Consider the following 24206-nt stretch of genomic DNA (forward strand, 5'->3'; position numbering starts at 1 on the left):
GTCGCAGGCTGGGCGCGTACCGCGATTCACGACCACGAAGGATCTTCCATGACGAGCGTGTCCCCCGTGTCCCCCGCACCGGCGGACCTCAGGGCCGGGCCCCGGGAGTGGCTGGGGCTCTTCGTGCTCACGCTGCCCACCGTCCTGCTGGCCCTGGACGCGACCGTGCTGAACCTGGCGGTCCCCCACCTCGGCGCGGACCTGGAGCCCACCGGCGCCGAACTGCTGTGGGCCGTCGACATCTACGGCTTCATGATCGCCGGTTTCCTGGTGACCATGGGCAGGCTCGGCGACCGGATCGGCCGCCGCAGGCTGCTGATGGCCGGGGCGCTCGGCTTCGGCCTCGCCTCGGCCCTGGCCGCCGTGTCCACCGGCCCGGAGATGCTGATCGCTGCCCGCGCGCTGCTCGGCATCGCCGGCGCGACGCTGATGCCCTCGACGCTGGCGCTGATCAGCACCATGTTCAAGGACCCCCGGCAGCGCGGGGTCGCCATCAGCGTGTGGGTGACCTGCTTCTCCGTCGGCGTCGCCGTCGGCCCGGTCCTGGGCGGGGCGCTGCTGGAGTGGTTCTGGTGGGGTTCGGTGTTCCTGCTCGCGCTGCCGGTGATGGCGCTGCTCCTGGTGGCGGCGCCGCTGCTGCTGCCCGAGTACCGCGACCCGGCGGCGGGCCGGATCGACCTGGCCAGCGTGGTGCTCTCCCTGCTCACGGTGCTGCCGGTGATCTACGGGGTCAAGCATCTGGCCGAGCACGGGCCCGGCCCGCTGGCGGCCGGGACGGTCCTGGCCGGGGTGGTCTTCGGCGCGCTGTTCGTGCTGCGCCAGCGCCGGCTGGCCGATCCGCTGCTGGACCTGCGGCTGTTCGCGAACCGGGCGTTCGGCGCCGCGCTGCTGGTGCTGCTGCTCGGCCTCGGCCTGATGGGCGGGCTGTACCTGTTCGTCACGCAGTATCTCCAGCTCGTGGCGGGGCTGTCGCCGATCGCCGCGGGCCTGTGGCTGCTGCCCGCGGCCGTGGCGGTGACCGCGGCCTCCTCGCTGACGCCCGCACTCACCCGGCGGCTGCGTCCTGGGTACGTCCTCGGCGGCGCGCTGCTGCTCTCGGCGCCGGGGTACGTGATGATCAGCCAGGTCGGGGCCGGCGACCTGCCGCTGCTGGTGACCGGGTTCGTGCTCGTCTACACCGGTATCGGGCCGCTGATGGCGCTCGGCACCGACCTGGTGGTCGGCTCGGCGCCGCCGGACCGGGCCGGGTCGGCCGCGGCGATGTCGGAGACGGGCATGGAGTTCGGCATCGCGCTGGGCGTCGCCGGGCTGGGCAGCGCCGTCACCGCCGTCTACCGGGGTGAGCTCGGCGGCGCGCTGCCGGGGAGCCTCCCGGGGCCGGTGGCGGAGGCGGTGCGCGACACGCTCGCCGGCGCGGTGGCCGCGGACCTGCCGGGCCCGGTGGCCGCCGAGGTGCTGGAGCGGGCCCGGGAGGCGTTCACCGACGGGCTGAACCTGGCGGCCGGGATCGCGGCCGCCGTCGTGACGGTGCTGGCGGTCGCCGCGGTCGCGCTGCTGCGGCAGCCGCCGCCGGGGCAGGGGTGACCGGCGTCCCTCAGCCGGCCGGGTAACCGGGGTTGGCGACGTCCAGCTTGGCGCGCACCGCCCGGGTCAGGAGCTCGGTCAGCTCCGCCCGCCGGTCGTCGCCGTCGAAGCGGCCCTCCCGCACGGCCCGCGCCAGCAGCGCGTACCGCCCTCGACGGCGGGCAGCACGTCGGCGGTCAGGAACTCGCGCACGGCGGCGACCAGCTCGGCGGCCGAGGGGGCGTCGTGCGGGCCGCGCCCATCACCTGTCATGCCCCGCATTCTCCCGGACCGGGCCGTTGACCCCGCAACCGTTTTCGGCTGGGATCGGGCCATGAGCTTCGCCGTACCCGACAGCGTCCGGCCGGTCCGCGACGCCGTCCACGCGTTCATGACCGAGCGGGTCGAGCCGTCGGAGCGGGTGCTGCACGAGGGCGGGGAGGCGGCCGCGGCGACCCTGCGCGAGCTGCGCGAGGAGGCCAAGAAGGAGGGCCTGTGGGCGCTCGGCCACCCGCGCGAGCTGGGCGGCGGCGGGCTGCCGTTCCTCGACTACGTGTACGTGAACGAGGTGCAGGGGCGCAGCGAGTTCGGGCAGCTCGTGCTGGGCTCGTACACCTTGCAGGACTCGCTGATGTTGCACGAGCACGCCTCGGCCGAGCAGCGGGAGCGCTACCTGATGCCGCTGGTGCGCGGCGACATCTCGCCCAGCTTCGCGATGACCGAGCCCGACGTGTCCAGCAGCGACCCCACGCAGATCATGACCACGGCGGTGCTCGACGGCGGCGAATGGGTGATCAACGGGCACAAGTGGTTCACCACGGGCGCCTCGCAGGCCGCGTACACGACCGTGATGTGCCGGACCGAGGACGACCAGGCGCCGCCGCACCTGGCCTTCTCCATGATCCTGGTGCCGACCGCGACGCCCGGCTACAACATCGTGCGCGAGACGCCGGTGCTGGGGCTCGGCGGGGCGCACTGCGAGGTGCGCTACGAGGACGTGCGGGTGCCGGCGGGCAACCTGCTCGGGGCCAGGGGGCAGGGGTTCGTGATCGCGCAGCGGCGGCTCGGGCCGGGGCGGATCTTCCACTGCATGCGGTGGCTCGGGCAGGCGCAGCGGGCCTTCGACCTGATGTGCCGCCGGCTGCACGAGCGGACCGCGTTCAGCGAGCCGCTGGCCAAGAAGCAGCTCATGCGCGAGCACGTCTTCGACTCCTACGCCGAGATCCAGGCGGCCCGGCTGCTCACCCTGCACGCGGCCGAGGTGGTCGACTCGGGGGGCGACGCGCGGGTGGAGATCGGCGCGATCAAGGTGGTGGGCGCCCGGATGCTGCACAACGTGATCGACCGGGCCATCCAGGTGCACGGGGCGGCGGGGCTCACGCCGGACACGCCGCTGGACCGGATGTACCGGCACGCGCGGGCCGGGCGGATCTACGACGGGCCGGACGAGGTGCACATCGACTCGGTGGGGCGGCGGGTGCTCGGCGTGTACGCGGCGGGCGGCACGTGGGAGTTCGGGCTCCGGTGACGGACGGCCGGGAGACGACCGGTCCCGGCGGCGTCGTCCGTGAGGTGTTCGGCGGCGCGGCGCGGGTGGTGGCGCGGGCGAGGCTGTCCGGCGGGGCGTCGCGGGAGACGTGGTCCGTGGACGTGGCCGACGCCGCCGGGCGGCGGCACGCGCTGGTGCTGCGCCTGGCCTCCGGCCCCGGACCGGAGGCCGGGCTGGGCGGCGAGCTGGAGGGCGGGCTGCGCGGGGAGGCGGAGCTGATGCGGCAGGCCGGCCGGGCCGGGGTGCCGGTGCCCGGCGGTGAGGCGGCCGACCCGCTGCGCCGGTGGCGGGATCTGCTCGACCTCACCGGGCAGCCGCACCCGGTGTTCGAGCTGACCCCCTGGAGGACCTGGGCTGGCTGTGCGTCCGGGCGTGGCGGTTCGGGGCTGAAGTGGGGCGTCATCTGCGTGATGCAGGCGATGCGGCACCTGCGCGGCGGCGAGCGGTCGGTGGAGCTGGCGGCGATCGGGCGGCGCGTGTGCGAGAACGAATGGGACCTTCTGCGGATGCTGGACTGACAGCGGTGAGGCGCTCGGTTAGCGTCGGATCATGGCGATCATCCCGAACAGCGGCACCGGAACCGGCTCGATCACCCCCGACGGCTCGCCCGTCTCCTTCTACCTGCTGATGGGCGCCAACGGCGAACCGGAGATCATCTCCGGGGTGGTGCCCCCGGGCGGGTCGGTCCTGGACCTGGGCGCGGGCGTCGGCCGGATCGCGCACCCGCTGATCGAGCTCGGCTACGAGGTCGTCGCGGTGGACGAGTCGGCCGAGATGCTGGAGCACGTGCGCGGCGCGCGGACCGTGCGCTCGCGCATCCAGGACCTGGATCTCGGGCGGCGCTTCGACGGCGTGCTGCTGGCCTCGCAGCTCGTGCACACCGCCGACGACCAGGACCGGCGGGGGCTGCTGGAGACGTGCGCGCGGCACGTGGCGCCCGGCGGTTCGGTGCTGATCCAGTGGACGCCGCCGGAGCGGCACGGCAGGGCGGCCGTCGGCCAGGGCCGCACCACGGACGGCGGCCTGCGGCTGGAGCTGGCGGCCCAGGAGGAGGTCGCGCCCGGCGTCGTCAACGCCACCATGCGCTACTCGCACGAGGGGCGCGTGTGGACGCAGTCGTTCACCTCCCGCCTGCTGACCGACGAGCGGCTGGGCGAGGCGCTGGCGGAGGCGGGGCTGCGGCTGGACCGGTTCCTCACCGAGGACCGGGCCTGGCTGAAGGCGGTGCCGGACGCCTGAAAGACTGGGCGCTCTGGAGGTGGTCATGTCCGAGGAGTACGACGTCATCGTGATCGGCGCCGGTCCGGCCGGCGAGAACGTGGCGGACCGGGCGGTGCGCGGCGGGCTGTCGGCGGCGATCGTGGAGGACCGGCTGGCGGGCGGTGAGTGCTCCTACTGGGCGTGCATCCCCAGCAAGGCGCTGCTGCGGCCGGTGGAGCTGGCCGGCGAGGCCGGGCGGGTGCCCGGCCTGACGCTGGGCCCGATCGACGCCGCCGCCGTGCTGGCGCGCCGTGACGAGGCGGTGTCCCGCTACGACGACTCCGGCCAGGTCGGCTGGATCGAGGGCCTGCCGGCCGCGTACGTGCGCGGGCGCGGCCGGCTCGACGGCCCCAGGCGGGTGCGGGTCGCCACGCCCGGCGGCGGGGAGCGGGTGCTGACCGCGCGGCACGCCGTGGTGCTGGCCACGGGCACGACGGCGTCGGTGCCGCCGGTGCCCGGCCTGCGCGAGGCGAAGCCGTGGACCAGCCACGAGGTGACGGCGGCCACGTCCGTGCCCGAGCGGCTGGTGGTCATCGGCGGCGGCGTGGTGGCGTGCGAGATGGCCCAGGCCATGCACGGGCTCGGCGCCCGCCGGACGACCGTGCTGGTGCGCGGCGGCTCGCTGCTGGAGCGGATGGAGCCGTTCGCCGGCGAGCTGGTGGCCGCGTCGTTCGCCGCGTCCGGCATCGACGTGCGCACCGGCGCCGAGGCGGCGCGGGTCGAGCGGCCGGTGCCGGGCGGCCCGGTGACCGTGCACCTGGCGGAAGGGCCGCCGCTGGTGGCCGACGAGCTGCTGGTGGCCACCGGCCGCCGGGCGGCGACCGCGGGGCTCGGGCTGGACAGCGTCGGGCTGGCCGACGGGCCGGTCGAGGTGGACGACAGCCTGCGGGTGCCCGGCCTGGACTGGCTGTACGCGGTCGGTGACGTCAACGGGCGCAACCTGCTCACCCACATGGGCAAGTACCAGGGCCGGGTGTGCGGTGACGTGATCGCCGCCCGCGCCAAGGGCGAGCCGGACGACCTGCCTTCGCTGCGGGCGAGCGCCGACGGCTTCGGGGCGCCGCAGGTGGTGTTCACCGATCCGCAGGTGTGCTCCGTCGGCCGGACCGAGGCCGCCGCCCGGCGTGACGGGTTCCGGGTGCGGGCGGTGGAGTACGACCTGGCCTCGGTCGCGGGCGCCTACCTGCTGGGCGACGGCTACCGGGGGCGGGCCAAGGCGGTCGTGGACGAGGACCGGCGGGTGCTGCTCGGCGTCACGTTCGCGGGGCCGGGCACGGCCGAGCTGCTGCACGCGGCGACGGTCGCGGTGACCGCCGAGGTGCCGCTGGAGCGGCTGTGGCACGCGGTGCCGTCGTTCCCGACGGTGAGCGAGGTGTGGTTGCGGCTGCTGGAGGCGTACGGCCTCTGATGTCCTGAAATTGCTGGAGATTACTGGAACTCTTGCTACAGTCGCGCCATGAGTGACCGGCTGGACGATCTCGAAAGGCGGATCGACGAGCTCCGGGCCGGTGTCCGTACGGCGATGCGCGTCCGGGACACGGCCACGGCGCGCGGGCTCCGCGCCGAGCTGCGTGCCGCGGAGCGCGCCTGGGACGCCCTGGTCAGCACCCCCGGCGAGCCCGCGCGGAGCGGCCCGGGGAAGGGGCGCGGCGACGGGCTGCGGCTGGTCACCGTGCGCGAGCAGGTCCACCAGGCGCTGGCGCTGCTGGACGCGCCCGCGCAGCCGCGGCTCATCGTCACCGTGAGCCAGGCGTTCTTCGCCGGCACGATCCGCAGCGCCCAGCTCACCAGCCTGCGCCGCGACGAGGAGCGCTCGTTCCGCTCCTCGCCGTACGGCAGGCCGTACTACCTGTGCGCGGCCCTGACCGACCGCCTCTCCCCCGCGCGCGCCCTGCTCACGCTCAGCACCTGGCCGGTGGAGCGCCGGGTGGTCGGGCCGCTCAGCCCGAGGGTCGACTTCCTGACCGGCGCCGCCCGGATCGCCGCCCACTTGGCCGGGCTCGGCCAGGCGCCGCCGGAGGGCGAGCGGCTGCTGGCCAGGATGGCGCGCAACATCCCGGGCGCGGGCGGCGACGGGCTCGGCCCGCCCGACCCGGCGCGGGTGGCCGACGCGGCCCGGCGCGAGCTGGCCGTGCACGCCGAACGCGACGCGCTGGACCGGGCGGAGCTGGCCGGTCGCGCGACATCCCAGCTCGGTGACGTGGCAAGGCTGTTCGGCGCCGCTACGCTGAACACCGTCGCAAGATCAGGAGAACGATGAACCGGCTTGACGCGTTGCGCGGCACCACGCCGCCGAAGCCGCATGACGCGCGGGCGATCGCCGCGCTGGCGGCCAACCCCGGCTGCACCCGCCGGGCGCTGATGGACGGCGCCGGGATCGACAAGGGCGCCGCCGCCCGCCACCTGGGCTTCCCCGCGCCGTTCGGGCAGTCGCCGTTCGCGATCACGCGCGGCAACGCGTTCGAGGCGCTGGTGAAGGCCGACGGGTGCGCCGAGCTGCTGCGGATGCTGCGCGAGCTGCTCGGCCTGCCGATCGCCGAGGTGGCCTACCACGACGTGGAGAACGTCGGCGCGCACCTGCGCCACACCCACACGCGCGCGCTGATCGACCGCGCGGTGCGCGAGGAGGACGCGGGCACCGTCTACGACCATCCGCTGTTCACGCTGGAGATCGCCGGGCACACCGCCTACCTGGAGCCGGACGTGGTGGCCTTCCAGCTCGGCGGGCGCTTCCACATCGTGGAGATCAAGTCGTTCGCGGTGATCGACGGGCAGGCCGACCCGGCGGCGGCCGCGGCGGCGGCCCGGCAGGCGGCCGTCTACGTGCTGGCGCTGCGCGGGCTGCTGGAGGAGCTGGGGCACGACCCGCTGCGGGTCTCGCACGAGGTGGTGCTGGTCTGCCCGGAGAACTTCGCCAACCGGCCGGTGGCGACGCTGGTGGACGTGCGCCGCCAGCTCGCGGTGCTGCGCCGCCAGCTCGCCCGCATGACGGACCTGGACCGGCTGATCGACGCGCTGCCCGACGGGCTCACGTTCGACCTGATGCCGGACGAGGACGGGCTGCCGTCGCGGCCGGTGGCCGAGCTGGCCGACGCGGTGCGCGGGGCGGCGGCCCGCTACGCGCCCGACTGCCTGTCCACCTGCGACCTGTGCTTCTTCTGCCGGGACGAGGCCCGCCAGGAGGGCGCCTCCGACCTGCTGGGCCGGCACGTCCGCGACGAGCTCGGCGGCGTCGCCTCGGTGGGCGAGGCGCTGGCGCTGGCCGACGGGGCGCGCGCCCCGGCCGAGGGCCAGGAGGAGATCGCCCGCCTGCTGCGCGGCGCCGAGCGGCTGCGCAGGGAGTGCCTGACGTGAGCCTGCTCACCTCGCTGGCCCGGCTGCGGGCCGTGGAAGCGGGCCGGGCGCAGCCGATCGCGACCGTGCGCCACTGCCACCTGTCCGAGCGGCCGATGGTGTTCATCCCGCTGAAGCTCGCCGGGGAGGCCGCCGCGCCGCTGGCCGCCATGCTCGGCACCGACCGGGACGCGCCGCGGCTGCTGGTGGTGACCCAGCCGCGCAACCGCGACCTGCGTTTCGCCTGGGCCGCCGAGCTGGCCGGGGTGCTGGTGCCGTACGTGGAGAGCTTCCTCGGCAGCACGGAGACGGTCGAGCGCCGCAACGCCGACCCGTACGAGCGGGCGCTGGACGCGCCGCAGCTGCTGCTGCCGAACCGGGCGGGCGTGGCGTTCACCCGGCTGCTGGGCCGCTCCACCCGCTTCCGCCGCACCGACGGGCCCTACCCGGTGCCGCAGGGGGTGCCGCTGCTGGGCCGGTGGCTGACGTACTTCGCCGAGCGGGCCGCGTACCCGGGCTCGTCGCTGGCGATGGCCGCGACGGAGGAGCTGGCCCGCCACTGGGCGAGCGGGCAGAGCGCGCTGGAGGACGCCAACCTGGCGGCGCTGGTCGCCTGGATCACCACCGGGCCGTCGGACGAGGCGGAGGACCCGCTGGTCTGGCCGCCGGCCGGCCCGGCGACCGACCCCGGGTTCGACGCCGAGGTGCTGGCTCCGGCGATGGAGAGCGAGTCCGCCGAGCGCGTCACCGAGGCGCTGCGCACGCAGCTCGCCCCCACCTGGCGGCTCATGTGGCAGGCGGTCGACCTGCTGCGCGCGCTGGAGCCGGGCGCGGGCGTCGCCCAGCGGTGGGAGCAGGACCGGGCCTCGTTCAGCGGCATGGCGGCGCAGATCGAGGAGGGCGCGCCGCCGCAGGCGCGGCGCGACGGCGCGGTGGCCGCCGCCGCCCGACTGGCGCGCATGGAACGCGCCCAGGCGGCCTACGACGTGCAGCGCGCCTACGACGACCCGCTCGTCATGGCCGAATACCGGCTGACCGGCGAGGCGTTCGCGGGCGAGGTCGTCGAGACCGTCCCGGACAACACCGAGGGCGAGGGCCGCTCGCGCAAGCTGCGCCCGCTCGTGGTGGTCAAGACCGACGATCCGGTACGAATCCCGCCCGGCACGTCGCTGGGCACGCCTCAGCGGCGCGGGCAGGGCGCGGAGCTGGTGTCGGCGGACGGCGGCCTGGTCACCCTCAAGATCACCAAGGGCATGGGGCGGGGCCGGACGCCGACGCCCGGCGCGGTGCCCGAGCCCGGCGAGCGGGTCTGCTACACCTCGCTCACCGACGACTTCCAGGGCGCGCCCGCGCTGCCGGAGGCCGAGGCCACGCCGTGGACGCACGGCGGCCCGCCGCCCGCCTACGTGCCCGCCGACGAGGACGCCGTGGAGGAATGGTCATGACGCAGGCCGCTCCGGAGTCCGTTGCAGGGGCCGCTCCCGAGCTCACGCCCGAGCACGTCATCACGGCCGTGCTCGCCGACCTGCCGCGCCACCGGGGCGTGGTGGTCGACTCGCCGCCGGGCGCGGGCAAGTCCACGCTCGTCGTACGGGCCGCCGCGCACATCGCCGCGACCGGCGAGCCGCTGATGATCGTCGCGCAGACCAACGAGCAGGTCGACGACCTGGTGACCCGGCTGTGCGACAAGCACCCGCACCTGACCGTCGGCCGGCTGTCAGCGGGCGGCTACGTGACCCCGGCGCGGTTGCTCGACCTGCCCGGCGTCACCGTCGGCACCCGCGTGCAGGACCTGGGCGACCCGGACATCGTCATCGCCACCGCCGACAAGTGGGCGTGGATCGCGGGCCGCACCTGGCCGTGGGCGATCGTCGACGAGGCGTACCAGATGCGCTCGGACAAGCTGCTGCGCATCGCCGCCCTGTTCGACCGGGCGCTGTTCGTGGGCGACCCGGGGCAGCTCGACCCGTTCTCCGTCGTCGACGGCGACCGGTGGTCGGGGCTGTCGTGGGACCCGCTGCAGAGCGCGGTGTCGGTGCTGCTGCGGCACAACCCCGACCTGCCGGTGCACCGGCTGCCGGTGTCATGGCGGCTGCCCGCGTCGGCGGCGCCGGTGGTGTCGCGGGCGTTCTACCCGTTCACCGGGTTCCGCTCCGGCACCGGGCCGGGCGAGCGGCGGCTGGAGCTGACCACCGGCGGCATGGGCACCGTGCACGACCGGGCGCTGGAGGAGGCCGCCCGCTCCGGGTGGGCGCTGCTGGAGCTGCCGAACCGGCACACCGTGCGCACCGACGGCGAGGCCGTCGAGGCGGTGGCGCTGCTGGCGGCCCGGCTGCTGCAGCGCGGCGCGGTGGCGGGCTCGGAGCAGGGCGAGCGGCCGGTGACCGCCGACCGGATCGCGGTCGGCGCGGCGCACCGCGACCAGGTGGCGGCGATCCGCGCGGCCGGGCTGCCGCCGGAGATCACCGTCGACACCGCCAACCGGCTGCAGGGCCGCGAGTACGACGTGACGATCGTGCTGCACCCGCTGTCGGGGCGGCGCGACGCCACCGCGTTCCACCTGGAGTCGGGGCGGCTGTGCGTGCTGGCGTCACGGCACCGGCACGCCTGCGTGGTCGTGGCCAGGGCGGGCATCGCCGAGCTGCTCGACGCCCATCCGTCGGCCGAGCCGGTGCGGCTGGGGGCGCCGGTGAAATTCCCCGACGGCTGGGAGGCCAACCAGGCGGTGCTGGACCATCTGGCGCGGCACCGGGTCTGACCGCCTTCACGCGACCTTCAGACGGTGCGCCGCCACATGTCGATGATCAGGACGGGGCGCATGCCGGCCGACTCGTACAGGCCCAGGGCGGGCGTGGTGTTGTTGGAGTCGACGTGCAGGATCGTGCCCTTGCGCCCGCGTGCGGCGTCGGCGGCGAAGGCGTGCCGCAGCAGGAACCGGCCCAGGCCGCGGCCCCGGAAGGCGGGCAGCACCGCGAGCAGGGCGACATAGCCGCAGCCCTCGTCGGCGGCGAACTGGTCGTTGCCGAGGCAGACGGCGGCGGGCTCGCCGCCGACGCTGGCGAGCGTGAGCTGGCTCCAGTCGGTGGTGGCGTGCGCCTGGCGGCGCTCGTACCACTGGTCGTAGCCGGTGGGGGTGAAGCCGTAGTGGCCGGCGAAGCCGTCCTGGTGGACGCGGTGGGCCCGGCGGCGGACGTCGTCGCTCTCCCCCGTCTCCAGGGTGACGCCGGCGGGCACGGGCGGCGGCTCGACCGGACCGTCGAAGTCGGCGCGCATGCGGTAGAAGCTGGTGCCGGGCTCGAAGCCGTAGCCCTGGACGAGCGCCCGCTGGGGCTGGTCGGTGCGGTAGACGCCGACGGAGGCGGAGGCCGTCGCGTGGCCGCGGGCGCGGCCCAGCTCGGCGGCGCGGCCCAGCACCACCGGCCACAGCCGCTCGGCGAGCCCGGTCACGCCGGGGCGGACGACCACCTCGACGTCGACCACGTCGCCGTCGCCGGGCGCGCACGCCCATGCCCAGCCGTCCAGGCGGCCGTCGGCGTCGCGGGCCAGCCAGCCGTCCGCCTCCAGGTCGAAGGCGGGCTCGGCGAGCTCGCCCCGGACGTCGTCGAGCGTCAGGTCGGGGACGCCGAGGACCGCCACGTCGCGCGCGGCGACGAGCTCGTGGATGGCCGCGGCGTTCTCGGGACGCGGCCGGCTGAGGGTGTGCATGCGGTGATTCTGCACAAGTCGCGTGCCGCCCGCCTCCCAATTTTCCCGCGGGTCTAATCTGGGGGGATGTCCGAGAAGACACCGCTGACCGTGGACGTCGTCGCGCTCGACGCGACGGCGACGCGGGTGGCGCTCAGCGGCGAGCTCGACCACGACACCGCCGACGAGCTGGCCGAGCTGCCCGGCGGCTGGCAACGGCTCGATCTGGACCTGTCGGGGCTGACGTTCGTCGACTCCTCCGGGCTGGCCGCGCTGGTACGGCTCTGGCAGCGGGCCCGCGCCGACGACGCCGAGCTGCGCCTGGTCGCGGTGACGCCCTACCTGCGCGGGCTGCTCAAGATGACGGGGCTGGACCGGCTGTTCGGCCTGCCGCCCGGCTGACCCGATCCGCCTTACTTGCCGACCGGCTAGTTGGGCTCCTAAACTGGGGCCCCGACACCCCCGTACAGTCAAGACAGGTGCGTTTTGCGGGAAGACACCCGGTCCCGGATCCAGGAGATCGCGCTCGGCCTCTTCATCGAGCAGGGCTACGAGGCGACCTCGCTGCGGGAGATCGCCGAACGGCTCGGCGTCACCAAGGCCGCCCTCTACTACCACTTCAAGACCAAGGACGACATCGTCGCCGGCCTGGCCGAACGGCGCGTGGCCGAGCTGGAGGAACTGCTGGAGTGGGCCAGGGCGCAGCCGAAGACCCCGCAGATGCGGCGTGAGCTGGTGCTGCGCTACGCCGACCGGCTGCGTCACCCGCGCCACCTGGAGGTGGCCCGGTTCCTGGAACGCAACCAGACCGCGCTGCGCGACCACCCGAAGATCCTGCGGCTGCGCGAGGTGCTGCTGGAGATGGTCGCGGCGATGAGCGAGCCGGGCACCCCGGCGGTCACCCGGGTCAGCCGGTCGATGGCGCTGTTCACGCTGCACGCGCCCAAGTGGATCCGGCACGACGACACGCTGAGCGAGGAGGAGGCCGCCGCGGCCTCGCTGGAGGTGGCGCTGCGACTGCTGGAACCGGCCGACTGACGAACAGGTTTTCCGGGCCCGAGCAGGGAGACGCCGCCCGACCCGGGAGGGGGTGCGGATTGGGCGGCCCGATCACGGGCAGAGTGCTTCCACGGTCGAGACGGAAGGAGACGCCGTGGAGGCGACGATAGCGCTCCGGCTGCCGAGGGACGCGGCCAGCGTCCCGCTGATCAGGCGGCTGTTCGACGGCACGCTACGGTCGCTGGGCGTCGAGCCGCAGATCCGCGACGACATCGAGCTCATGCTCTCCGAGGCGTGCTCCAACGTGATCAGGCACGCGGAGCCGAGCGAGGAGTACACGGTCACCGCGGGCGTGCGCGACGACCTGTGCGTGATCCGGGTGATCGACACCGGCGACGGCTTCGACCCCGAGGCGGTACGGCCCCCGAAACCGGGCGCGGAGCACGGCCGGGGGCTGCAGATCATGCGGGCGCTGGCCGACGACGTGCGGTTCGTCAACAAGCCGGAGGACGGCGCCGTGGTGTGCCTGGAGAAGAGGCTGCGCTACAGCCCGGGGGCGGCGGGGCAGTTCCTGGCGTCATGACTCCCTGGCGGTCAGGCTCGCCAGCAGCGCCAGCCAGACAAGCACGACCACCGAGATGAGGATCACGGCCAGGAACGACAGGGAGAGGGCGATCGCCAGGGACGCGACCGCGCTGAGCAGTGACCACATCTGGCAACGATTGCCCGCATAACACCATTTGATGCAGTTCAGCGCGGCCACTTGGTCGTTATATGACGATATTTCGCCCTTACTCGGTGGTGTCGAGGCGGCCGGGCAGCAGGTCGAGCCGGCGCAGTATGACCCCCTCGCGCAACGCCCACGGGCACACCTCCAGCCGTTCCACCTCGAACAGGTCCATCACCGCGTCGGCGACGATCGCGCCCGCCGCGAGCTGCATGGCCCGCCCCTCCGACACCCCCGACAGCTCCGCGCGCTCCGCCGAGCCCATCGTGGTCAGCTTGACCGCCCAGTCGGCCATGTCCTGCCGGGACAGCGAACGCGACACGTACACGCCCTCGCTGCTGGGAGCCGCGCCGGCGATCCTGGCGAGCTGCTTGAACGTCTTGGAGGTGGCCACCGCCCGGTTGGGCTCGCCGAAGCGGACCACGTCGCCGACCGTGCGGGCGATCTCGGCCCGTACGTGGCGGCGCAGCGCGCGCACCTCGTCGGCGCCGGGCGGGTCGGCGCTCAGCCGGTCACGCGTCAGCCGCCCCGCGCCGAGCGGCAGCGACACGGCCACGTCCGGCTCCTCGTCGACCCCGCAGGCGATCTCCAGCGAGCCGCCGCCGATGTCGAAGGCCAGCAGCCGGCCCGACGACCAGCCGAACCAGCGCCGCACCGCCAGGAACGTCAGCCTCGCCTCGTCGCGGCCCGACAGCACCTCGATGTGCACGCCGCAGCGCGCGTCGATCTCGGCCAGCACCTGATCGCCGTTGGCCGCCTCGCGCACGGCGGAGGTGGCGAAGGCGACCAGGTCCTCCACGCCCTTGTCCTCGGCCAGCCGGACGGCCTCCGCCACGAACGCGCCCAGCCGCTCGACGCCCTCCCCCGACAGGCGGTTGCGCTCGTCGAGGTGCTCGGTCAGGCGCAGCTCCTCCTTGTGGGAGAAGGCGGGAATCGGCCGGGCGCCCCGGTGGGCGTCCACGACGAGAAGATGGACGGTGTTCGAGCCGATGTCCAGCACGCCGAGTCGCATGGCACGAACGCTACAGGTCCCCTTGTCGCACGGCGAAGCGGAGCCCGGTGTGGTCGAACGAGGCGGGCAGCGCGCCCTCCAGGCGCACCGAGGCGAACACCTCCCGCTCGCGCAGGAACGCGCCCAGCAGGCTCGCCGTGGTGAACAGCACCAGGTCGCGGCCCGCGCACCGGGCGAACCCGGCGCTGAACGGCACCCCGGTGCGCGCGTCGCCGCCCGCCCACGCGCCGCCGCCGTCCAGCGGCTCGCCGTCGTCCCAGGCGTCGTCGCCGGTCCACAGGCCGGGGCGGTAGTGGTCGCCTGCCTCGGCGCGGTTCACGTACGGGCTGTAGATCGCCACGAGGCTGCCTTCGGGGACGCCCCACTCGGTGGGGCCGGTCGTGTCGCGCAGGATCGCCAGCGTGGTGGGCCACAACCGCACCGACTCCAACACCGCCGCCCGCACCTCCGCCCCACCGACCCCACACCCGCCAACCCCGGCCGAGTGCGGGTGCGCGGCGGCCCCGGACGGGGACGGGCGGGCGGCGGCCCCGCCCACGGCGGCCCCCACCACGGCGGTCCCGCCCTCGGCGGACTCGGGAGAACCCGGGTGGCCGGTGGCCCCGTCCCGGGCCGTCCCGGACGGGCGCGCTGCCCCTCGCCCCGCAGCCCCGGACGACGGACCCAGGCGGGGGGCGTCCGGGCGCCCGCCGGTGCCGGACGGGCCTGGGTGGGGGGCGGCCCCGCCCACGGCGGCCCCGCCCACGGCGGACTCCTCCACGGCGGTCCCGTCTCCGGTGATCCCGGACGGGGGCGGGTGGGCGGGCGTGCTGGGTGGGCCCGGGTGGGCGGTTCTGGGGGGTGGGTGGGTGGCCAGGAGGGCGAGGGCGCGGTAGGCGGCGATGGCGGCGGCGTCGAAGGCGAACAGCCAGTGCGGCACCTGGCCTTCCGGGCACACGTCGGCGGGGGCCGGGGTGGCGGCCAGGGCAGCGGCCAGGCTGCCGGGCTCGGCGCGCGCCAGGTGGCCGTCCAGCCGCCGCCGGAAGGCGCGGTACACGTCGGTGCGGCGTCCGCGCAGGTAGAACCAGTTGGCGTCGCCGCGCAGCCGGTCGAGCATCCGGGTGAGGGTCACGTCGTCGCGGGCGCCGTCGCCGAGCACGACGCGCCGGGCCAGCCGCCAGAACGCGGCGTGGAAGTCCGTCCAGGTGAGCACGCCCCGGTACGGCAGCGTGGCCGCCTCCTCGGCGGCGGCCCGCGCGACCGGCCCGAAGTCGGGGAGCAGCACCCGTTCGTTGTAGTCGTGACGCCGCTCCCGCAGCTCCGGCTCGGGGGTGATGAGCACGCCGTCCGGCTGGAAGTGGCCGAGGGCGCCGCGTTTCTCCCGGTTGGCCGGGGTGAGCGAGCGGTCGTCGAGCACCCGCCGCACGTCGGCGGCCGACAGCACGAGCACCGCCCAGCCCCGCAGCGGCACCCGGACCAGCAGCGGGCCGTCGCCGTGGCGGGCGCGCAGCCGGGCGAGCAGCCGGACGGCCCGGTCGTCGGCGCGGGCGAGCGCGGCGAGCCGGACCATGAGCGGGCGGCGCACGATGACGCCCTGCGCGAGGGCCGGCAGGACCAGGGTGAGGCCCAGCCGCAGTGTCTCGGCGGCGTTCGCGCGCGGCGGCCGCGTGATCGTGCGCATGGCAGGGCGACTACCCTTCCTAGAGGCCACGACACACGTGAGAGGGGGGCCGGGATGGGCGCGTGCTGCGGTCCGAGCCGTGAGGCGGCCGGGGAGCCCGGCGGGCCCGGCGCGGGCGGCGGGGCTGTCGGCGGGACGGGCAGCGGGACAGGCGCGGTCACGGCGGCGCACGAGGTGCTCACCGTGCCGACGCCCGCACTCGCACCCGCACCCGGGCCCGTGACGGTGCGGCGGGAGCCGCCGCGCGGGATGGTGCGGATCCCCGGCGGCGAGTTCTGGATGGGCGGCGACGACCCCGACGGCCGCCCGGAGGACGGCGAGGGCCCGGTGCGCCGGGTGCGGGTGGAGCCGTTCCTCATCGACCCGGCGTGCGTGACGAACGCGCAGTTCGCCACGTTCGTGAAGGAGACCGGGTACGTGACCGAGGCCGAGCGCATCGGCTGGTCGTTCGTGTTCCGGCAGTTCGCCGGCCGGGGCGTCCTGGAGGCGAGCGTGCCCGGGGCGCCGTGGTGGGCCGGGGTGGAGGGCGCCACCTGGCGCACGCCCGAGGGGCCGGGCTCCTCGGTGGGCCACCGGCAGAACCACCCGGTCGTGCACGTGTCGTGGCACGACGCGAGCGCCTACGCGGCGTGGGCGGGCAAGCGGCTGCCGACGGAGGCCGAGTGGGAGATGGCCGCGCGCGGCGGCCTGGAGCGGGCCCGCTACCCGTGGGGCGACGAGCTGGCGCCGAAGGGGCGGCAGCGGTGCAACATCTGGCAGGGCCACTTCCCGTCGGCGCCGAGCAAGGGCACGATGCCGGTCAAGTCGTTCCAGCCCAACGGCTACGGCCTCTACAACGTCTCCGGCAACGTGTGGGAGTGGACCGCCGACTGGTGGGGCGTCGAGTGGGAGCCGTACGCCGACAACCCGACCGGCCCGGCCGAGGGTGAGGCCAAGGTGATCCGCGGCGGCTCGTACATGTGCCACGACTCCTACTGCAACCGCTACCGGGTGGCGGCGCGCACCTCCAACACCCCCGACTCCGCCACCGGGCACACGGGTTTCCGCTGTGCGGCCATAGTCTGAGCGCATGTCACGAACCCTGCGACTGCTGATCACCGGCGGCGGCACCGGCGGTCACACCTACCCGGCTCTGACGACCCTGGCGGCGCTGCGGCGTCACCAGGTGCCGCACGACGTGCTCTGGGTGGGCACGGCCGGCGGGCTGGAGGCCCGTCTCACCGCCGAGCACGGCATCCCGTTCAAGGCGATCACCACGGGCAAGCTGCGCCGCAGGCCCAACCTGCGCGAGCTCGGCACCAACGTCGCCGACGTGTTCCGCATCCCGGTGGGCGTGTTCCAGGCGATCGGGCACGCCGCCCGCTACCTGCCCGACGTGGTGCTGTCGACCGGGGGTTACGTGGCGGTGCCGATCGGGGTGGCGGCCAAGCTGATCCGCCGGCCGCTGGTCATGCACGAGCAGACCACGGTGGTGGGGCTGGCCAACCGCATCCTGTCGCGGCTGGCGACCCGGATCGCGCTGTCGCACGAGTCGTCGCTGGACTATCTGCCGGCCTCGGCGCGCTCCAAGGCGGTCGTGACGGGCAACCCGGTCCGGCCGGAGCTGCTGCAGGGCAACCGGGCCGCCGCCTACGACCTGTTCGGGCTGACGTTCGAGGTGCCGCTGATCTACGTGACGGGCGGCGCGCAGGGCAGCAAGCAGATCAACACGCTGATCGCCGAGCTGCTGCCCCGGCTGCTGCCGCACGCCCAGGTGGTGCACCAGTGCGGGCCGGCCTGGATCGAGCAGATGCGGGCGGTGGAGCTGCCGCCGGGGCTGGCCGACCGCTACCATCCGGTGCCGTACGTGGGCTCGGAGCTGCCCGACCTGTACGCGGCGGCCGACGTGGTGATCGCGCGCAGCGGCGCCGGCACCGTGTCGGAGCTGACCGCGATCGGCAAGCCGTCGGTGCTGATCCCGCTCATCCCGACGGGCGGTGACGAGCAGCGCAAGAACGCCGCCTACCTGATGTCCTCGGGGGCGGGGCGGGCGCTGCTGGAGCCGCGCCCGACGGCCGACGACCTGCTGGCCGAGCTGATGCCGCTGCTGACCGATCCGGAGCTGCGGGCGGCGATGGGCGAGGCGGCTCGCAAGCTGGGCCGCGTCGACGCCGCCGACGTGCTGGCCGACCTGCTCGTACGCACCTGCCAGGACGCCCAGGGGATCGCGGGTCAGGGCTCCAGGTAGCGGAAGGCCTCGTGGGCGGAGTTGAGGCTGCGCCGCAGGGCCTGCTCCAGCTGGTCGGCGTCGCGGCTGAGCCGCTCGATCTCCGGCACCGCGAAGCCGTCGGCGCCCGACTCGGCCACCAGCTCCTCGTACTGGTGCAGCCGCCCGCGCAGCTCCTCGATCTGGTGGTGGGCCCGGAAGGCGCGCTCGGCCTCGGCGACGTTGGCGGCGTAACGTTCCAGCGCCTCGACCCGGGCCACGACGGCGTCCTCGCTGCTGTCGAGCGCCCGGGCCAGGGGCTCGGCCACGGCCGCGACCTCGGGGGTGACGGCGCCGGTCACGGTCCGGCGGTGCTTGGTGCGCAGCGCCGACAGCTTGGCCAGCAGCCGGGCGATCTCCCATTCCTGGGCGGGCAGCATCACCGAGTTGCGTACGTCGTCGAGCAGGCCCTCCATGTTGACGGCCGACTCGGTCACCGCCTTGATCGCCTTCTGGGCGCGGGCCAGCAGCCTGCGTGACGACTCGTCGAGGTCGTCGGCCAGCACGTAGCGGCCCTCGTACCAGCGGAGCTGCTCGTAGATCTGCCGGTCGACGACGGCCTCGTCGTCATCGTCGGAGAGGTCGGTGCGGATGAAGGCGGCGACCAGGACGGGGATGCCGATGAAGATGAGGAGCAGCCCGACGCCTCCGCGCATCGCGCCGAGCGCCATGAGGGCGGCTCCGGCGGCCACCACGGCGATGATCATGCCGACGCCCCGGCGCTTGGCGGGGGGCGGCGGCGGGGGGACCCAGCCACGCCGCATCCGGGTCAGGACCTTGCCGCTGTCCCGGATCAGTTGCGCGTCCTCCGGCGGCACCCCCGGATCCACCACCACTTCCACAAATCGGGATCCTAGGGGAATTTCTCTTTGCAGGCTTCATTCTCCTGCTGGTTATCGGTAATTGCGCATTTCATTCGCCTAAATGGCGGAATGCCTCTTGGGCTGAAGTGACGCTGTCCCGCAGGGCCTGTTCCAGCCGGCCGGCGTCCTCGGCCAGGCGGCTCAGCTCGGGCACGGCCGAATCGTCGGCGCCCGATTCGGCCAGCAGTTCCTCGTAACTGGACAGGCGGGCGCCGAGCCGCTCGATCTGGTCGCGGGCGCGGTAGGCACGTTCGGCGTCGGCGACGTGGCCCGCGTAACGTTCCAGCGCCTCGACGCGGGCCAGCACGGCGGCCTCGCTGCTGTCGAGGGCGTGGGCCAGCGGCTCGGCGACGGCCGCCACCTCCGGGGTGATCCCCTCGGCCACCACCCCGCGATGCTCGGCGCGCAGCTCCGACAGCTTGGCCAGCAGGCGGGCGATCTCCCACTCCTGGGCGGGCAGCATCACCGCGTTGCGGACGTCGTCGAGCAGCCCTTCGGCGTGCACGTTCGAGTCCAGGACGGCGTCGACGGCCGTCTGGGCCCGGGTCATCAGGGCGCGGGCCGCCTCGTCCAGGTCCTCGCGCAGCACGAACCGGCCGGCGTAGCGGCGCGCGCTGTCGTAGACCTGGCGCTCGATCTCGTGCCGCCGCTCCACCTCGGCGTCCGGGCGGGGCCTGGCCAGCACGGCGACGGCCAGCAGCGCGGCCAGCGTCATCACGGCGACGAACGGCGTGTAGCGGCCGGCCAGGAAGAACCCGAGCCCGGCGGACATCGCCATCAGCGCCCCGACGGTCGCCATCGTCCGGGTCGCCAGGCCGACGGCGGGCGGGTGGCGGTGCGCGGGGACCCAGCCGGAACGGACGCGCAGCAGCAGTTTGCGGTTGCCGCGGAGCAGGTCGGCGGTCGCGGCTGGAACAGTGGGCTCGACTATCACCTTCGCAGGACGACCGGGCACATTTTTGATCCTATGTGGCGCTCTGTCCCAGCGGCAGGCCCTGCGGTCAGCTCACGCCGTCCGGCGCGGGTCAGCTCTCCAGATAGCGAAAAGCCTCGTGCGCGGAGGTGACGCTGCGCCGCAGCGCCCGCTCGACGTCCTCGGCGTCCTCGCTGAGCCGGTCGAGCTCGGGCACGGCCAGCGCGTCGGCGCCCGACTCGGCCAGCAGCTCCTCGTAGCGCGGCAGCCGGGCGCGCAGCTCCTCGATCTGGGCGCGCGCGTGGTAGGCGCGCTCGGCGTCGGCGACGTGGCGGGCGTAACGTTCCAGCGCCTCGACCCGGGCCAAAATGGCCGCCTCGCTGCCGGCCAGGGCGGCGTCCAGGGGGCGCACGACGGCGGCGACCTCGGGGGCGATGCCGCGTTCCATCAGCTCGCGGTGCTCGGCGCGCAGCGCCGACAGCTTGGCCAGCAGCCTGGCCAGCTCCCACTCCTGCTCGGGCAGGATCACCGCGTTGCGCGCGTCGTCCAGCAGGCCCTCGGCGTTGACGTGGGAGCGCAGGACGGTGCCGATGGCCCGTTGCGCCCGGGCCAGCATCCGGGCCGCGTCCTCGTCGAAGTCCCCGGGTAACAGGTAGCGGCCCTCGTACCAGCGGGCCTGCTCGTAGACGGCCCGCTCGCGCGGCCGGTCGTCCTCGGGTATCTCGCTGATGCCGGCGATCCTGAACAGGACGACGAGCACGAACATCGCCAGCACCATGAACCCCAGCACCGACAGCGGCGTGTCCCGCAGCACCGCCACCACCGCGACGACCACCGGGGTGGCGGCCAGCAGCGCGAGGCTCGACGGGCCGCGCGGCCGCTCGATCGGCTCCACGGGGGGCGGCACCCAGCCGGCCCTGAACCTCGACAGGAGCGCCCCGCTGCCCCGCAGCATCCCGGCGACCTCCGGCGGCACGGTGGGATCGACCACCACACCCACGCCCTGTCTCGGCACCCTGGCGCCCCCAACACTCGCGATGCCCGAATTTTACGTAACAATCCGCCGAAACGGCAGCCTCGAACCAGCCCGGCCTCACCGGCCGCCCCTCAACCGGGCCGTCCCCGAGCGGTCCGGGGCTCTGGTGACGGCCTGGCCGATGGGCGGGCGCCGGTCCGGGTCAGGGGCGGCCGGGGCGGACCAGGCCGGTCTCGTAGCCGAGGACGACGAGCTGCGCCCGGTCGTGCACGCCGAGCTTGGCCATCATCCGGTTCACGTGCGTCTTGACCGTGGCCGGGCTCATGAACAGCTCCCCCGCGATCTGCCCGTTCGTCAGCCCGCGCGCCACGCCGGTCAGGACCTCGCGCTCGCGGGCGGTGAGCGGGGCGAGCCGGGCGGGGCTGAGGTCCGGCGGGCGCGCGGTGAACTCCTCGATGAGCCGCCGCGTGACCCCCGGCGACAGCAGCGCGTCGCCCCGGGCGGCCACCCGGACGGCGTGCCGGATCTCGGCGGGGTCGGCGTCCTTGACCAGGAAGCCGCTCGCACCGGAACGCAGCGCCTCGTAGACGTACTCGTCGAGGTCGAAGGTGGTGACCACGACGACGCGGGTGCGGGTCGCGGCGATCTCGCGGGTGGCGGCCAGGCCGTCGAGGCCGGGCATGCGGATGTCCATGAGCACCACGTCGGGGTCGAGGCGGGCGGCCTGCCGGACCGCGTCGCGGCCGTCGGCGGCCTCGCCGACGACGGACAGGTCGTCCTCGGGGTCGATCAGCGCGCGCAGGCCGGCGCGGACGAGCGGCTGGTCGTCGGCGAGCAGTACGGTGATCACGCGGGCAGCCAGGCGTCGACGCGGAACCCGCCGGCGGGCCCGTCACCGGTGCTCAGCCGCCCGCCGGCGGCCGCGACGCGCTCCGCCATCCCGGTGAGGCCGTGCCCGCGAGCCTGCCCCTGAGCCTGCCCGCGAGCCTGTCCCTGCTCGGGCTCCTGTCCGGGCGGGGCCAGGGCCGGGGCGGCTCCGGCGCCGTCGTCCTCGACGCGCACGCGGACGGCGTCCGGCTCGTACGTCAGCGTCACGGCGGCGCGGGTCGCGGCGGCGTGCCGGAGCGTGTTGGTCAGCGCCTCCTGGACGATCCGGTAGACGGCCAGGTCGACGACGGGCGGCAGCTCCCGGCGCGCCCCGGCGACCTCCAGCGTGACCGGCAGCCCGGCGCTCCCGGCCAGCGCGGGCAGCTGCGCCGCCCCGGGCTGCGGCTGCCGCTCCCCCGCCCCGGCCGCGGCGGGGCGCAGGACGCCGAGGATGGTCTTCATCTCGGTCATCGCCTGGCGGCTGGAGGCGCGGATGACCTGGAGGGCGGCAGCTGCCTCCGGCGGCCCGCCCGCGCGGGTCACCGCCTCGGCGGCGACGGCGGCGTGCAGGGCGATGACCGAGATCGTGTGGGAGGTGACGTCGTGCAGCTCCCTGGCGACCCGCAGCCGTTCCTCCTGGGCGCGCCGCAGCGCCTCCTCCTCGCGGGTGCGCTCGGCGTCGGCGGCGCGCCGTTCGGCCTCGGCGGTGTGGTCGCGGCGGGCCCGCGACACCTCGGCGGGCTGGGCGACGACGAGGACGAGCAGCGCCCAGATGACGACGCCGACGAGCCGGTCCGCCGAGGGATGGACGATCGCGCCGGTCAGCGGCACGGCGACCAGGAACGCCGCCCCGGCCCACCCGGCGGCGCGGCGCCCGGCGTCGATGGCGGCGAACACGGCGATCAGCGCGGGCGCGCACCAGAACGCGTAGGCGTAGCCCTGGACGAAGCAGAGCGCGGCCGCCCCGGCGCAGGCGACGAGCGCGGCCACGGGGTCGCGCGGCAGCCAGGCCAGCCCGAGCGCGGCGACGGCCAGCAGCACGTAGCCGGCCAGGTCGAGCGGCCGGGCGTCCGGCTGGTTGCCGGTGGCCAGGAGGGTCGAGTACACCACGACCACGCCCATGCCGCAGACCAGGGCGAAGGTCTTCATACGGGCACGGTAACGCGTTCCCGTACGGGCGCGCGATGCCGCGGACGCGGTATCGCGGCTACGGCGAGCGCGGCAGCCACGGCGGCCAGGGGGATGGCGGGCAGCACGTACCGGTGGTCGAAGTCCAGCGCGGCGACCGGCGCGACGAGCAGGAACATCGCGAACGTCCAGGGCAGCAGCGCGGCCCGGCGGCGGCCGATCGAGCCCGCCGCCCCGGCCAGCAGCATCACCCCGAACAGCGTCCCGTGCAGGAACCACGGGTACGGGTAGGCGGCCAGGATCGACCCGAACGGCTCCACCGAGCGCATGCCGCGGATGTCGGGGTCGTACTCGGCGCGCACCTTGTCCACCAGCGGGTTGTCCGGCAGCGTCCAGGTGCCGTACGGGAAGCGGGAGGTGGGCGTCATGCGGTCGGGGTGCGGGACGGGCTCCCAGGTGAAGGCGAGCGCGGTGTTGGCGGCCACCTCGCGCAGGTAGTCGAGCGGCTGGGCGGCGATGGCGCGCACGGCGAAGGAGCGGGCCAGGTCGTTGTGCGCGAACCGGCCGCCGGGCAGCCGGTTGAGCGACGCGCCGGGCGCCCACACGTACTCGGAGGCGGCGTCCAGGACGGTGCCGTTGGGGCAGAGCGGGGCCTCCTCGGGCGGCGGCTTGATGATCGAGCAGTCGGCGAACGTCATGGTGCGCGCCCAGAGCGCGACGCCGTCGGAGCCGCTGAGCGCGAAGCGGCCGTTGTGCTGGGCGTACCAGCCGGCGTAGCCGATCAGCGGCAGCGCGCCCGCCAGGGCGAGCGCGACGACGCCCCGCCACGGGACGCGGCGCAGCAGCAGCCACAGGACGGCCAGGCCGATCAGCGGCGCGGCGGCGGTGCGGGTGATCCCGGCGAGCGCGAGCAGCAGCCCGGCGAGCGCGGCGGCCCGCCAGGTGACCTCCTCGCGCCACAGCAGCGCGCACAGCGCGGCCACGACGAGCGCGATGACCTGGAGGTCGGACAGGATGGCGTGCTCCAGCCTGACGAACGCGGGGTCGAACAGCACGGGCACGGCGGCGAGCGTGGCCCCCCAGCCGGGCAGCCCGCGCCGCCGCAGCAGGGCGTAGATCATGATGGCGACGCCGAGTCCGATCGCGTGCTGCACCCCGGCGATCAGCTCGACGCTGCCGAACGGCCGCATCAGCCACAGGAACGCGGAGTAGCCGGCGGGGTGGAAGGCCCCGCGCGGCTGCAGGTGGACCGCCGTGTCCAGGTACGTGAACGAGTCGTACCAGTACACCATCGCGGTGTCGTAGCCGAGCATGACGAGCACCCGCAGGGCGGCGGCGAGCGCGAGGACGACGGCGAACAGGCGGTGCGCGGCCATGCGGCACTCCCCCCGGGCGGGCCGGGCGGATCCCGGCCGGAGGGGAGAAGT

At 75.0% G+C, this 24206-nt stretch carries 26 protein-coding genes; 14 read left to right on the plus strand and 12 right to left on the minus strand.

The annotated features are described in order from the left end of the window. Positions 1-48: 48 nt before the first annotated feature. Positions 49-1584 (plus strand): MFS transporter, encoded by a 1536-nt coding sequence (locus ACWDXC_RS20555; RefSeq protein ID WP_449984168.1) that lies wholly within the window; start codon positions 49-51, stop codon positions 1582-1584. A gap of 10 nt (positions 1585-1594) precedes the next feature. Here ACWDXC_RS20555 and ACWDXC_RS20560 read toward each other — a convergent pair whose 3' ends face one another. Then, positions 1595-1708 (minus strand): hypothetical protein, encoded by a 114-nt coding sequence (locus ACWDXC_RS20560; protein ID WP_449984169.1) that lies wholly within the window; start codon positions 1706-1708, stop codon positions 1595-1597. Further along, entirely contained in the window at positions 1663-1836 is a 174-nt protein-coding gene (locus ACWDXC_RS20565) for a hypothetical protein (protein ID WP_449984170.1), read from the minus strand. Before ACWDXC_RS20565 ends, ACWDXC_RS20560 begins: the two co-directional genes overlap by 46 nt. A gap of 61 nt (positions 1837-1897) precedes the next feature. Between ACWDXC_RS20565 and ACWDXC_RS20570 the strand changes: the two genes are divergently transcribed. The 8 genes from ACWDXC_RS20570 to ACWDXC_RS20605 are packed head-to-tail and all read left to right on the plus strand — an operon-like array spanning position 1898 to position 10463. After that, the gene (locus ACWDXC_RS20570) at positions 1898-3091 is read left to right on the plus strand and encodes an acyl-CoA dehydrogenase family protein (RefSeq protein ID WP_219513814.1); all 1194 of its coding nucleotides are present in this window, start codon (positions 1898-1900) and stop codon (positions 3089-3091) included. Then, positions 3088-3630: a hypothetical protein gene (locus tag ACWDXC_RS20575; protein ID WP_449984174.1), complete on the plus strand. Its 543-nt coding sequence runs from the start codon at positions 3088-3090 to the stop codon at positions 3628-3630. Before ACWDXC_RS20570 ends, ACWDXC_RS20575 begins: the two co-directional genes overlap by 4 nt. A gap of 31 nt (positions 3631-3661) precedes the next feature. Beyond that, on the plus strand, positions 3662-4351 hold the full coding sequence (locus tag ACWDXC_RS20580; protein ID WP_449984177.1) for a class I SAM-dependent methyltransferase: 690 nt from the start codon (positions 3662-3664) through the stop codon (positions 4349-4351). Positions 4352-4376: 25 nt separating this feature from the next. After that, positions 4377-5780: a dihydrolipoyl dehydrogenase family protein gene (locus ACWDXC_RS20585; RefSeq protein WP_449984180.1), complete on the plus strand. Its 1404-nt coding sequence runs from the start codon at positions 4377-4379 to the stop codon at positions 5778-5780. A gap of 48 nt (positions 5781-5828) precedes the next feature. Further along, positions 5829-6632, plus strand: a complete 804-nt coding sequence (locus ACWDXC_RS20590) for a hypothetical protein (protein ID WP_449984183.1) — start codon at positions 5829-5831, stop codon at positions 6630-6632. Continuing rightward, the gene (locus ACWDXC_RS20595) at positions 6629-7726 is read left to right on the plus strand and encodes a hypothetical protein (protein WP_219513830.1); all 1098 of its coding nucleotides are present in this window, start codon (positions 6629-6631) and stop codon (positions 7724-7726) included. The genes ACWDXC_RS20590 and ACWDXC_RS20595 overlap by 4 nt, the downstream gene beginning before the upstream one ends. Then, positions 7723-9150 (plus strand): hypothetical protein, encoded by a 1428-nt coding sequence (locus ACWDXC_RS20600; protein ID WP_219513832.1) that lies wholly within the window; start codon positions 7723-7725, stop codon positions 9148-9150. The genes ACWDXC_RS20595 and ACWDXC_RS20600 overlap by 4 nt, the downstream gene beginning before the upstream one ends. Beyond that, complete coding sequence (locus ACWDXC_RS20605; RefSeq protein WP_449984188.1) at positions 9147-10463, plus strand: AAA family ATPase; 1317 nt, start codon at positions 9147-9149, stop codon at positions 10461-10463. The genes ACWDXC_RS20600 and ACWDXC_RS20605 overlap by 4 nt, the downstream gene beginning before the upstream one ends. 17 nt (positions 10464-10480) lie before the next feature. Here the strand turns inward: ACWDXC_RS20605 and ACWDXC_RS20610 are convergent, their stop codons facing one another. Continuing rightward, complete coding sequence (locus ACWDXC_RS20610; protein ID WP_449984190.1) at positions 10481-11410, minus strand: GNAT family N-acetyltransferase; 930 nt, start codon at positions 11408-11410, stop codon at positions 10481-10483. A 66-nt stretch (positions 11411-11476) separates the two neighbouring features. On the opposite strand from ACWDXC_RS20610, the gene ACWDXC_RS20615 reads away from it, so the two are divergent. The 3 genes from ACWDXC_RS20615 (at position 11477) to ACWDXC_RS20625 (ending at position 12971) form a co-directional block, all read left to right on the plus strand. After that, complete coding sequence (locus tag ACWDXC_RS20615) at positions 11477-11791, plus strand: STAS domain-containing protein (RefSeq protein ID WP_449984193.1); 315 nt, start codon at positions 11477-11479, stop codon at positions 11789-11791. Positions 11792-11875: 84 nt separating this feature from the next. Continuing rightward, on the plus strand, positions 11876-12427 hold the full coding sequence (locus ACWDXC_RS20620; RefSeq protein ID WP_449984196.1) for a TetR/AcrR family transcriptional regulator: 552 nt from the start codon (positions 11876-11878) through the stop codon (positions 12425-12427). Between the two features lie 115 nt (positions 12428-12542). Further along, on the plus strand, positions 12543-12971 hold the full coding sequence (locus ACWDXC_RS20625) for an ATP-binding protein (protein ID WP_219513846.1): 429 nt from the start codon (positions 12543-12545) through the stop codon (positions 12969-12971). On the opposite strand, the gene ACWDXC_RS20630 is transcribed toward ACWDXC_RS20625, so the two are convergent. The 3 genes from ACWDXC_RS20630 to ACWDXC_RS20640 form a co-directional block, all read right to left on the minus strand. Further along, the gene (locus ACWDXC_RS20630) at positions 12966-13100 is read right to left on the minus strand and encodes a hypothetical protein (protein WP_281427400.1); all 135 of its coding nucleotides are present in this window, start codon (positions 13098-13100) and stop codon (positions 12966-12968) included. The genes ACWDXC_RS20625 and ACWDXC_RS20630 overlap by 6 nt on opposite strands. Before the next feature lie 79 nt (positions 13101-13179). After that, positions 13180-14127 carry a Ppx/GppA phosphatase family protein gene (locus tag ACWDXC_RS20635; RefSeq protein ID WP_449984199.1) on the minus strand — a complete coding sequence of 316 codons (948 nt, stop codon included), beginning with the start codon at positions 14125-14127 and terminating at the stop codon, positions 13180-13182. Between the two features lie 10 nt (positions 14128-14137). Continuing rightward, the gene (locus ACWDXC_RS20640; RefSeq protein ID WP_449984202.1) at positions 14138-15787 is read right to left on the minus strand and encodes a hypothetical protein; all 1650 of its coding nucleotides are present in this window, start codon (positions 15785-15787) and stop codon (positions 14138-14140) included. A gap of 249 nt (positions 15788-16036) precedes the next feature. On the opposite strand from ACWDXC_RS20640, the gene ACWDXC_RS20645 reads away from it, so the two are divergent. Both ACWDXC_RS20645 and ACWDXC_RS20650 read left to right on the plus strand, forming a co-directional pair. Then, positions 16037-16852, plus strand: a complete 816-nt coding sequence (locus ACWDXC_RS20645; protein WP_449984786.1) for a formylglycine-generating enzyme family protein — start codon at positions 16037-16039, stop codon at positions 16850-16852. 4 nt (positions 16853-16856) lie between these two features. Next, positions 16857-18014 carry a UDP-N-acetylglucosamine--N-acetylmuramyl-(pentapeptide) pyrophosphoryl-undecaprenol N-acetylglucosamine transferase gene (locus ACWDXC_RS20650; protein ID WP_449984205.1) on the plus strand — a complete coding sequence of 386 codons (1158 nt, stop codon included), beginning with the start codon at positions 16857-16859 and terminating at the stop codon, positions 18012-18014. On the opposite strand, the gene ACWDXC_RS20655 is transcribed toward ACWDXC_RS20650, so the two are convergent. The 6 genes from ACWDXC_RS20655 to ACWDXC_RS20680 all read right to left on the minus strand — a co-directional run bounded on the left by ACWDXC_RS20655 (position 17999) and on the right by ACWDXC_RS20680 (position 24155). Then, the gene (locus tag ACWDXC_RS20655; RefSeq protein WP_449984208.1) at positions 17999-18874 is read right to left on the minus strand and encodes a hypothetical protein; all 876 of its coding nucleotides are present in this window, start codon (positions 18872-18874) and stop codon (positions 17999-18001) included. The two genes, ACWDXC_RS20650 and ACWDXC_RS20655, sit on opposite strands and share 16 nt — an antisense overlap. A 70-nt stretch (positions 18875-18944) precedes the next feature. Further along, positions 18945-19850, minus strand: a complete 906-nt coding sequence (locus ACWDXC_RS20660) for a hypothetical protein (RefSeq protein ID WP_449984210.1) — start codon at positions 19848-19850, stop codon at positions 18945-18947. Between the two features lie 70 nt (positions 19851-19920). After that, positions 19921-20808, minus strand: coding sequence for a hypothetical protein (locus tag ACWDXC_RS20665; RefSeq protein ID WP_449984213.1), 888 nt, complete (start codon positions 20806-20808; stop codon positions 19921-19923). Between the two features lie 178 nt (positions 20809-20986). Continuing rightward, on the minus strand, positions 20987-21634 hold the full coding sequence (locus tag ACWDXC_RS20670) for a response regulator transcription factor (RefSeq protein WP_219514938.1): 648 nt from the start codon (positions 21632-21634) through the stop codon (positions 20987-20989). Further along, entirely contained in the window at positions 21631-22800 is a 1170-nt protein-coding gene (locus ACWDXC_RS20675; RefSeq protein ID WP_449984216.1) for a sensor histidine kinase, read from the minus strand. The genes ACWDXC_RS20670 and ACWDXC_RS20675 overlap by 4 nt, the downstream gene beginning before the upstream one ends. Next, positions 22797-24155 (minus strand): hypothetical protein, encoded by a 1359-nt coding sequence (locus tag ACWDXC_RS20680; protein ID WP_449984218.1) that lies wholly within the window; start codon positions 24153-24155, stop codon positions 22797-22799. Before ACWDXC_RS20680 ends, ACWDXC_RS20675 begins: the two co-directional genes overlap by 4 nt. Positions 24156-24206: the final 51 nt, after the last annotated feature.

The organism is Nonomuraea sp. NPDC003214 (assembly GCF_053590035.1).

Coding starts and splice junctions, on each gene's coding strand:
- ACWDXC_RS20555 (WP_449984168.1), top strand. CDS start 49: ATGACGAGCGTGTCCCCCGTGTCCCCCGCACCGGCGGACCTCAGGGCC.
- ACWDXC_RS20565 (WP_449984170.1), bottom strand. CDS start 1,836: ATGACAGGTGATGGGCGCGGCCCGCACGACGCCCCCTCGGCCGCCGAG.
- ACWDXC_RS20570 (WP_219513814.1), top strand. CDS start 1,898: ATGAGCTTCGCCGTACCCGACAGCGTCCGGCCGGTCCGCGACGCCGTC.
- ACWDXC_RS20580 (WP_449984177.1), top strand. CDS start 3,662: ATGGCGATCATCCCGAACAGCGGCACCGGAACCGGCTCGATCACCCCC.
- ACWDXC_RS20585 (WP_449984180.1), top strand. CDS start 4,377: ATGTCCGAGGAGTACGACGTCATCGTGATCGGCGCCGGTCCGGCCGGC.
- ACWDXC_RS20590 (WP_449984183.1), top strand. CDS start 5,829: ATGAGTGACCGGCTGGACGATCTCGAAAGGCGGATCGACGAGCTCCGG.
- ACWDXC_RS20595 (WP_219513830.1), top strand. CDS start 6,629: ATGAACCGGCTTGACGCGTTGCGCGGCACCACGCCGCCGAAGCCGCAT.
- ACWDXC_RS20605 (WP_449984188.1), top strand. CDS start 9,147: ATGACGCAGGCCGCTCCGGAGTCCGTTGCAGGGGCCGCTCCCGAGCTC.
- ACWDXC_RS20610 (WP_449984190.1), bottom strand. CDS start 11,410: ATGCACACCCTCAGCCGGCCGCGTCCCGAGAACGCCGCGGCCATCCAC.
- ACWDXC_RS20615 (WP_449984193.1), top strand. CDS start 11,477: ATGTCCGAGAAGACACCGCTGACCGTGGACGTCGTCGCGCTCGACGCG.
- ACWDXC_RS20630 (WP_281427400.1), bottom strand. CDS start 13,100: ATGTGGTCACTGCTCAGCGCGGTCGCGTCCCTGGCGATCGCCCTCTCC.
- ACWDXC_RS20635 (WP_449984199.1), bottom strand. CDS start 14,127: ATGCGACTCGGCGTGCTGGACATCGGCTCGAACACCGTCCATCTTCTC.
- ACWDXC_RS20640 (WP_449984202.1), bottom strand. CDS start 15,787: ATGCGCACGATCACGCGGCCGCCGCGCGCGAACGCCGCCGAGACACTG.
- ACWDXC_RS20645 (WP_449984786.1), top strand. CDS start 16,037: ATGGTGCGGATCCCCGGCGGCGAGTTCTGGATGGGCGGCGACGACCCC.
- ACWDXC_RS20650 (WP_449984205.1), top strand. CDS start 16,857: ATGTCACGAACCCTGCGACTGCTGATCACCGGCGGCGGCACCGGCGGT.
- ACWDXC_RS20675 (WP_449984216.1), bottom strand. CDS start 22,800: ATGAAGACCTTCGCCCTGGTCTGCGGCATGGGCGTGGTCGTGGTGTAC.
- ACWDXC_RS20680 (WP_449984218.1), bottom strand. CDS start 24,155: ATGGCCGCGCACCGCCTGTTCGCCGTCGTCCTCGCGCTCGCCGCCGCC.